General features: G+C 70.4%; 8 protein-coding genes. 6 read left to right on the top strand and 2 right to left on the bottom strand.

The window, feature by feature from the left end; genetic code table 11:
* Window positions 1-35: 35 nt before the first annotated feature.
* The 4 genes from J7462_RS09375 (at window position 36) to J7462_RS09360 (ending at window position 3612) form a co-directional block, all read left to right on the top strand.
* Entirely contained in the window at window positions 36-254 is a 219-nt protein-coding gene (locus tag J7462_RS09375) for an MbtH family protein (protein WP_219463556.1), read from the top strand.
* Between the two features lie 29 nt (window positions 255-283).
* The gene (locus J7462_RS09370; RefSeq protein ID WP_219463553.1) at window positions 284-1543 is read left to right on the top strand and encodes an MFS transporter; all 1260 of its coding nucleotides are present in this window, start codon (window positions 284-286) and stop codon (window positions 1541-1543) included.
* A gap of 10 nt (window positions 1544-1553) precedes the next feature.
* Window positions 1554-2591, top strand: a complete 1038-nt coding sequence (locus tag J7462_RS09365; RefSeq protein WP_219463550.1) for a MupA/Atu3671 family FMN-dependent luciferase-like monooxygenase — start codon at window positions 1554-1556, stop codon at window positions 2589-2591.
* A gap of 85 nt (window positions 2592-2676) precedes the next feature.
* Complete coding sequence (locus J7462_RS09360; RefSeq protein ID WP_219463548.1) at window positions 2677-3612, top strand: TauD/TfdA family dioxygenase; 936 nt, start codon at window positions 2677-2679, stop codon at window positions 3610-3612.
* Window positions 3613-3665: 53 nt separating this feature from the next.
* Here J7462_RS09360 and J7462_RS09355 read toward each other — a convergent pair whose 3' ends face one another.
* Window positions 3666-5444, bottom strand: a complete 1779-nt coding sequence (locus J7462_RS09355; protein WP_219463545.1) for an AfsR/SARP family transcriptional regulator — start codon at window positions 5442-5444, stop codon at window positions 3666-3668.
* A 64-nt stretch (window positions 5445-5508) separates the two neighbouring features.
* A complete protein-coding gene (locus J7462_RS09350) occupies window positions 5509-6099 on the bottom strand; it encodes a hypothetical protein (protein ID WP_219463543.1) in 591 nt (196 codons plus the stop codon).
* A gap of 393 nt (window positions 6100-6492) precedes the next feature.
* Here J7462_RS09350 and J7462_RS09345 point away from each other — a divergent pair, with 393 nt between their 5' ends.
* Window positions 6493-7035, top strand: a complete 543-nt coding sequence (locus tag J7462_RS09345; protein WP_219463542.1) for a hypothetical protein — start codon at window positions 6493-6495, stop codon at window positions 7033-7035.
* Window positions 7036-7224: 189 nt separating this feature from the next.
* Window positions 7225-8145 carry a LuxR C-terminal-related transcriptional regulator gene (locus J7462_RS33225; RefSeq protein WP_219463541.1) on the top strand — a complete coding sequence of 307 codons (921 nt, stop codon included), beginning with the start codon at window positions 7225-7227 and terminating at the stop codon, window positions 8143-8145.
* The last annotated feature ends 72 nt before the right edge of the window (window positions 8146-8217 follow it).

The raw sequence follows: 8217 nt of genomic DNA, 5'->3' as shown, positions 1-8217 counted from the left end.
CACCGGACGACACCGATCCGATGTGAGGAGCAACCATGCCGAACCCGTTCGAGAACGACGAGGCGCCGTACCTAGTCCTGGTCAACGACGAGGGGCAGCACTCGCTGTGGCCGGCTTTCGCCGAGGTGCCGGCCGGTTGGGAGCGGGTGTACGGCGAGGACACCCGCGCCGCGTGCCTGGAATACGTCGAGCAGAACTGGACCGACATGCGCCCGCTCAGCCTGGTGCGCGAGATGGCCGGCGACGCCGCCTGAGCCGAGGCACCGAAAGAGAGGCGCCGGTGATGACTGCCCGCGAGATCGTGCCGCTGCACCGCAACCGCGACTTCGTCCTGCTCTGGACGGGCCACTGGGTCTCGTTCCTCGGCTCCCGGATGAGCGCGGTCTGTTATCCCCTGCTGGCGCTCTGGATCTCCGGAGGGTCGGCGGCGGCGGCCGGTTTCGCGACCGCGGCGGCTATCCTGCCGAGCGTCGTCTTCCAGTTGCCGGCCGGAGCTCTTGTGGACCGGTGGGACCGCCGCCGGGTGATGGTCCTCTGTGCCGGGTGCCGGGCGCTGGCACTCGGCGCGGTGGCCGCCACCCTGCTGACCGGCACGCTCACCCTCACCGTGCTGCTCGCCGCGGTCTTCGTCGACACCAGCCTGGCGATCTTCTCCGGGCTCGCCGAGCGGGTGACCGTGCGTCAGGTGGTGCCGGCGTCCCAGCTCGGCTCGGCGATGGGCCAGAACGAGGCCCGGGGCCGGGTGGCCGGGCTGGTCGGCGCGCCGCTCGGCACGCTGCTGTTCACCTGGACCCGGTGGAGCCCGTTCCTGCTGGCCGCCGTCGGTGCCCTGGTGGCATTCGCCAACGTCTGGCTGATGCGGGCCGACACCCGTCCGGCGCCCGTCGCCGGTGACCGGCACGTCGGCCGGGACGTGCTCGACGGCCTCGCCTGGCTGCGAGGCCACGCCTTCCTGCGCGCCGCCGTCGTCCTGGTGTCCCTCAGCGGCGTGTTCTTCCAGCTCGTCTCGCTGTCCCTGATGGTCGTCCTGGTCCAGGAGCAGGGCCATCCGGCATCGGCGGTCGGTCTGCTCTTCGGCATCAGCGGCTGCGGCGGCGTGGCCGGGGCGCTCACCGCGCGCTGGTGGCTGAGCCGGCTGCCGCTGCCGGCCGTGGTGATCGGCGGGTTCGCGGCCTGGGGCGCCCTGATGGCGGGTAGCGCGTTCATCGTCACGCCGGTGGGCCTGGGCGTGCTGTTCGCCGCGATGAGCTTCGTCGGCGCCGTCTTCAACGTCGCCTCGGCGATCTACCAGATGACCGCGACTCCGGCCGAGCTGCAGGGGCGGGTCGGGGCCACCGCGGGATTCACCGCAGCTGCCGCCGCCGGGCTCGGCGCGATCGGCGCCGGATACCTGCTGGACGTGACCGGTGGCGCGACCGGGCTGCTCATCGCGGCGGCCGGGATGGCCGTCGTTACGGCGGCTGCGCTCACCGTCCCGGCGATCCGGCGGACCCGGCTGCCGGCCCCGGAGCCGGTGCCGGGCGACCTCGTAACCACGACCTGACGGGACCACCATGGATCTGAGCCTGTTCTACTTCGCCAACGACAGCACCGCCCCCGGCGCGCGCGGCCGCTACGAGCTGCTCATCGAGGGCGCCAAGCTCGCCGACCGGGCCGGCCTCACCGCGGTGTGGACCCCGGAACGGCACTTCGACCCGTTCGGCGGCGCCTATCCGAACCCGTCGGTGCTCGGCGCGGCCATCGCCACGATCACCGACCGGATCGGCATCCGGGCCGGCAGCGTCGTCGCGCCCCTGCACAACCCCCTGCGCATCGCCGAGGAGTGGTCGGTCGTCGACAACCTCTCCGGCGGCCGGGTCGGCATCGCCTTCGCCTCCGGGTGGAACGCCGTCGACTTCGCGCTCGCGCCGGGTAACTACGAGAACCGTCGCACCGTGTTGAGGCAGACCGCCGAGGAGGTACGGCGGTTGTGGCGCGGCGGCACGGCGACCGGGGTGGACGGTATGGGGCGGGCCGTCGAGGTGCGGCCGTACCCGCCGGCCGTCCAGCCGGAGCTGCCGATCTGGGTCACCTCCGGTGGCGGCGTCGAGACGTTCCGGGCGGCCGGGGAGATGCGGGCCGGCCTGCTGACCCATCTGCTCGGGCAGAACCTCGGTGAACTGGCCGGGAAAATCGCCGAGTACCGCCGGGTCGCCACCGAGCGGCACGGGTGGTCCGGGCACGTGGTGCTGATGCTGCACACCCTGCTCGGCGACGACCTCGACCAGGTCCGCGAGGTGGTCCGGGCCCCGTTCACCAACTACCTGAAGAGCTCGGCGAACCTGACCGCGAAGTCGTTCCTCGGTAAGGACGTGAACCTGGCCGACCTGAACGCCGCCGACATCGAGTACCTCTCGGCGCGCGCCTTCGACCGCTACTTCTCCACCGGCGGCTTGTTCGGCGGCGTGGACCACGCCGCCGAGCTGATCGACCGGGTGGCCGGCCTCGGCATCGACGAGATCGGTTGCCTGATCGACTTCGGTGTCCGCCCGGACGCCGTTCTGGCCGGCATCGAACTGCTCGGCAAGCTCAACGCCCGCGTCACCGCCTGAGGCCGCGGGCCCGGGAACGGACGCGCCGACCGGCGCGCCCGTCGGCGCCGTGCCGGGTGGCGCGGCCGGGACGAAGGATGAATTCATGACGGACATCGCCACCGCGTGGACGCCGTACGAGATCCGGGCGACCGACACGGGTGTCCGCCGGCTCGCCGGATGGCTCGACGAGCTCGGCCCCGACGGTCTGTCGACCCTGCTGGTGGAGAAGAAGGCGCTGGTCTTCCGCGACTTCGGGGTGACGCCGGGGGAGCTCGACGGCGTGCTCGACCGGTTGCTGCCCAATCGCCTGCCCTACGTGCACGGCAACTCGCCGCGTGCCCGGGTGCGCGGCAACGTCTACACCTCGACCGAGTATCCGGCCGAGTTCACCATCTCCCAGCACAACGAGCTCTGCTATGCCCGGCGCTGGCCGGCCCGGCTGGCGTTCTACAGCCAGATCGCGGCGCTCACCGGCGGCGGGACGCCGATCGTCGACGGCGAGCTCTGGTTGGCCTCGCTCGACGTCGAGGTCCGCGAGGCGTTCGCCGGCGGGGTGCGCTACGTGCAGAACCTGCACGACGGCTACGGGCTCGGCAAGAGCTGGCAGGACACGTTCGAGACCGACGACCGGGCCGCGGTGGAGAAGTTCCTGACCGACGCGGAGGCCGAGTTCGAGTGGCGGTCGGAGGGCCTGCGGGTCACCCAGGTGCGCCCGGCCACGACCCGGCACTCGGTGACCGGCGCGGAGGTCTGGTTCAACCAGGCCGACCAGTGGCATCCGGCCGGGCTGGGCGACCAGACGGCGGCCGAGCTCTACGACATCCTGCCGCTCGACGAGCTGCCGCAGTACGTCACGTTCGCCGACGGCAGCCCGATCCCCGGACGGTACGTCGAGCAGATCCGCGACCGTGGCCTGGAGAACGCGGTCGACGTCCCGTGGCAGGCCGGCGACCTGATGCTCATCGACAACGTGCTGGTCGGGCACGGTCGCCGGTCGTTCACCGGTGACCGGCGCACGCTGGTGGCGATGTCCGACTGACGTCACGCGCGCACCGGAAGGGGGGCGGACCATCCGCCCCCACCTCCGGTGTCTCAACTTCTGTCCTCCCCGGCCGCCAGCTCGGCGGCGAGCAAGCGGTTCAGCCCGGTCAGCCGGAACCTGGTGAATCCGGCGTCGTCCACTGCGGCCGGGGCGACCAGGTGCAGATCGGCCAGTTCCTCCAGCCGGTCGGCCGTCTCGGTCAACGCCGTGGCCGCCGACGTTACGGACCGTGCGGTGAACCCCGCAGGATCCGCGCTGACCAGTGCCGGCAGCAGTGCACGGGCCGGTGCGGGCAGCCGCTGCATCACGGTCATCAACCGGCCGCGTACGGTCTGCCGGGCGTGGCAGAGCTCGTCGAGCCGCCGGGCCGGATCGGCGAGGCGGGTGGCCAGTTGCTCAACCGTCCACAGCGGATGGGATGCGAGCCGGGCGCCGGCGATGTGCAGGGCCAGCGGCAGACCGTCGCATAGCCGCACCACCGTCCGCGCGGCGGCGAGCTCCTTGTAGACCCGGTACTCGCCGGCGATCGCGGCCAGCAGCTTCACCCCGTCGCGCTCCGACAGCGGGTCCAGTGCCATGACGTGCCGGTGCGGGAAGCCGGTGAGATACTGACGGCTGGTGACCATGGCGGCCGCCATGGGACTGGTTGGAATGAGGTCGTCCAGGCGTCGCTCGTCGACGACGTCGTCGAGGATCACCAGTATGCGACGGTCGTGCCCCGCGATCCGGTAGTCACGCAGGAGGTCGCGCACGTCGGTGCCGGGGGCCGGTTCCTCGCCCATGCCGTGCAGTAGCTGGGTGAGGATGTCGGCGACCGGCCGGGGTGTGCCGTCCCACTCGGTCAGCGGAGCGTAGAGAACCCCGTCCGGGAACTGCTCGGCCGAGGTGTGCCCGATGCGTATGGCCAGGGCGGTCTTGCCCGTGCCGACCGCGCCCGTGATCAGCAGACGGCTCGGTGCCGTTCGGGCCCAGGGACCGCCGGTCGCGGCCCAGGCGCCGCGGACCGTGGCCAGCTCGGCGCGGCGTCCGGTGAAGTGCCCGATGTCGGGTGGTAGCAGTGGGGAGTTGGCCCGCCGTCGGCGCTCCCGGGCAACGACGACGCCCGGCTTCGGCGGGTACTCGGGCTCCTCGTCGTGCAGCGCCTCCTGATAGGCCCGGACGAGCATCGGTCCCGGATCCACGCCGAGATGGTCGGCGAGCACCCGGCGGCCCTCGTGGAAGGCGAGCAGGGCGTCGGCACGCCGACCGCTGCGACACAGCGCCAGTACCAGCTGCGCACGGAACTGCTCGCGCAGCGGGTACTTGCCGACCAGGCTGGTCAGCTCCGGGGTCAGCCCGGTGTCCTGACGCAGCGCGAGGTCCGCCTCGATGCGCTGCTCGGTGGCGTTGGCCCAGGCCTCCTCGAGCGGCGGCCGCTCGACCTCGGCCAGGTGCTCGGTGACATTGGTCAGCGCGGGTCCGCGCCACAGTGCCAGGGCGGCGCGCAGCTGCTCGGCGGCGGTCCCGTAATCGCGTACGGCGAGGGCGCGGCGGCCCTGCTCCACCCGGCGGTCGAAGGCCACCACGTCGAGCTCCGCATCGAGCGTGTCGAGTGTGTACCCGGCGTGCTGGCGTTCCAGCCTCACCTCGTCGCCCAGCTGTTTGCGGAGCTTGTAGACGTAGGAGTATATCTGCGCGCTCATCGTCGCTGGTGGCGTCCAACCCCACAGGTACTCACTGAGCTGTGTGTAGGACAGGGCTCTGCCCCGGGCCACGAGCAGCGCACAGAGCACGGTGTTTATCTTCGATCCCGACAGCGGAATCTCCGCACCGCATTTGCGCGCCGTCACCGGACCCAGAATTGAAAATTCCATTGTCGTTCCCCCGATAGTCCGTATAGCTGGACCGAGCTGTTCAAAGCAGATTCGCCTTGGCGGCGCGATAGCCGGCCTGGAATCTGCTGTCGGCGGAGAACCGTTGCATCAGGGCCGCGACGGTGCGCCGATAGGACCGAATCGCGACACCCAGGCTGCGTGCCGCCAGGTCGTCCGTCAGGCCGAGGGCGAGCTGACTAAGCACGGCCTGCTCGGCGTACGGCAACCGGTGCGCCTCGCCGGCCCGCGGTACCGCGTCGCGCCACATCGACCGCTCGATCATCGAGGCCAGTCCGGGGCTCGCTAGCACCGCCCCACCGGCCGTGTAGTCCCAGCCATTCTGCGCTGCGACCAGGATCTTTCCGTCGATCACCGCCATCCGGCACGGGACCGTGACGGTCGGCAGCACCGCCAGGTCGGCCATCGCCGGGCACAGGCCGCAACGGTCGGAGCCGACATGCACCCGGACCCGTACGCCGCGCCGGACGGCCGCGGTCGCGGCCGCCACGTCCGGGCAGCCGTCGGTCAGCGCGGCGGCCGGAGCCAGCAGCGTGAGGTGGTGCGCCGCGCCGCCCAGCACTGGTTGAATCTGTCGAGCCGTGACGGTTTTGACGTGCATCGTCACGGCCACCAGATCGTGATGTCGGCCGCCGGGAAGACGTTGATGGCGGTGGTAGTGAGGGTGAGAATGAGGGCAGACAGCATGACATCGACCTTTCATGGGGAGAGTTTCGGCCGTTGATCCGTCCGGATTCCGTCCGGCTCTGTAAACCAGGATGTCGATGTAGCGGGGCTATTGGAAGGCTTGGTAAAGGCGGCAACTCGCAGTGGCGGAGAGTCGCCACTGTCTCACTGTTGGTTACTGGTGGTGCGGCGGGCTGCGGCATCGCCCGGCCGGTGGGCATGCCGACGGTCGCCAACCTGGCAGCAAGCTGCCAACCTGACGCGATGGAGCGCCGATGACGCACGGCGCTCCGGACACTGGGCGGTCTCGGGATCGGTTGCGATTAGGAGGTGTGCGCCGATGCGCATACTCACGTGCGTCTTCAGTGCGGCGACTGCCGACTTCGATCCCCTGCGTGTCGAGCTGGAGCGGCTCGGTCACCGGGCCGACGTCGTGGTCAGCGGGGAGCTGACCCGCGCGGCCGTCGCCGCGGCGTGTGGTGCGTTGCGCGCCCGCGCCGTCGAACCGAAGATCGACGTGGTGCTCGCCTGGGGCACCGAGTCGCTGATCTTCGCCGCGCTGCTCGCCCTGGAGCTGGGCTGCCCGCTGGCGCATTCGGCGTTGGAGGCGCCGGCCGCCGCCGGCGACGGCTCGCGGGCCTGGGCCCGGCTCGTTTATCAGAGCCTTCCCGTCGACGTCCATCTGCTGTACACCCAGTCGGCGGTGGCCGAGGCCGACCGGTTCGGCTTGGCCGCCGATGCGGTGCGCCGGGTCCCGGTGGCCGGTCGGAGCCAGGTAGCAGGCGAGGTGCTGGCCGGGTGTCTGGCGGCCCGGGTGCGTTACGCGTCCCGGCCGGCCCGGGACGGCCGAAGCGGCGGTACCAGGCCTATGGGGGTAGGTTGATACCGTCTTTCCGCCCTGAAAAGTGATTCGGATCACTCCTGGGCTGGCCTCGTCCTGGTCTGACAATCGTGCGACCATGCCGCGTGGTGGACTAGCACGGGGGAAGTGCGTATGCCTGCTTTCGATAAGCCTGATGTCGATCTGGCATTAAGACTCTACGAACACATGTTTCGTGCCGGGTGTTCGGACGTGAACAACGCCGCCGAGGCTCTCGATCTCAACGGCGCCAAGCGGGAACGTGCCGTGGAGGTGCTGTCGGCGTTGCGGCTACTGGATGGCGAGGGGATCCAGCAGTCCGACGCCCTGCTCACCCCGGACGCGGCGCTACGCCGACTACTCAGCGACGAGATGGACACCTTGGACGTGGCCGCCCAGCGGGTTGCGGAGACCCAGGCCGCAGTGGCCACCCTGGTTCAGGGGTTCCTGCCGATAGACATCGTTCCGTCCGACGACATCCGGGTCGAACTTGTCCGTGACAGCGGACGGATCCGGGGCCTACTGACCGAGATCACCGACCGTGCGGTCAACGAGGTGATCTCCGTGCACCCCGGCCCGCCGCCGCCCGAGGAGGTGTTGCGGAGCGGTCTCCAACGTGACGAGATCATGTTGCGCCGGGGCATCCGTATGCGCGCGCTCTATCAGGAGCAGTACCTGCGGGTCGGTTATGCCCGGCAGTATTTGAACTCGCTGCGCAACATCGGCGCCGACGTACGCACCAGTCCGGTCGTACCAACGCGGATGATCATCTGCGACAACACGCTGGCGCTGCTAGCCGCAGTTGGTGATCAGGAAGAGTCACCAGTGCTGGCGCTGCGGGGCGGGGCCATCGTGCAACCGATCGCCCACCTGTACGACCTGGCGTGGAATCCGGGCACCGCGCTGCCGCACGACGATGAGCTGCCCCGCCCACCGCTCGACCAGCTCGCGCCGCAGCACGCCGCGCTGCTGCAGATGCTGGCCACCGGTCTCAAGGACGAGAAGATCGCCCGCAACCTGGGCGTCTCCCCACGTACGTTGAGCCGGCTCATCCGCGAGTTGATGGACGCGCTCGGGGCGCAGAGCCGTTTCCAGGGCGGGGTTCGCGCACAGGAGCTGCGCTGGTTGAGCTGAGGGCGCCGACACAGAGTTCCGGCATAGATCACTGCGCGACATTCGGGTGATCCGAGCCTGTGTTGGAGGAAC

Origin of the sequence: Micromonospora sp. RL09-050-HVF-A (assembly GCF_019374995.1) — a bacterium.
In the GTDB taxonomy this organism is placed as follows: Bacteria; Actinomycetota; Actinomycetes; order Mycobacteriales; family Micromonosporaceae; genus Micromonospora; species Micromonospora antibiotica.
Note: the sequence above shows the minus strand (reverse complement) of the source record. Positions and strands in the feature narration are given on the sequence as shown.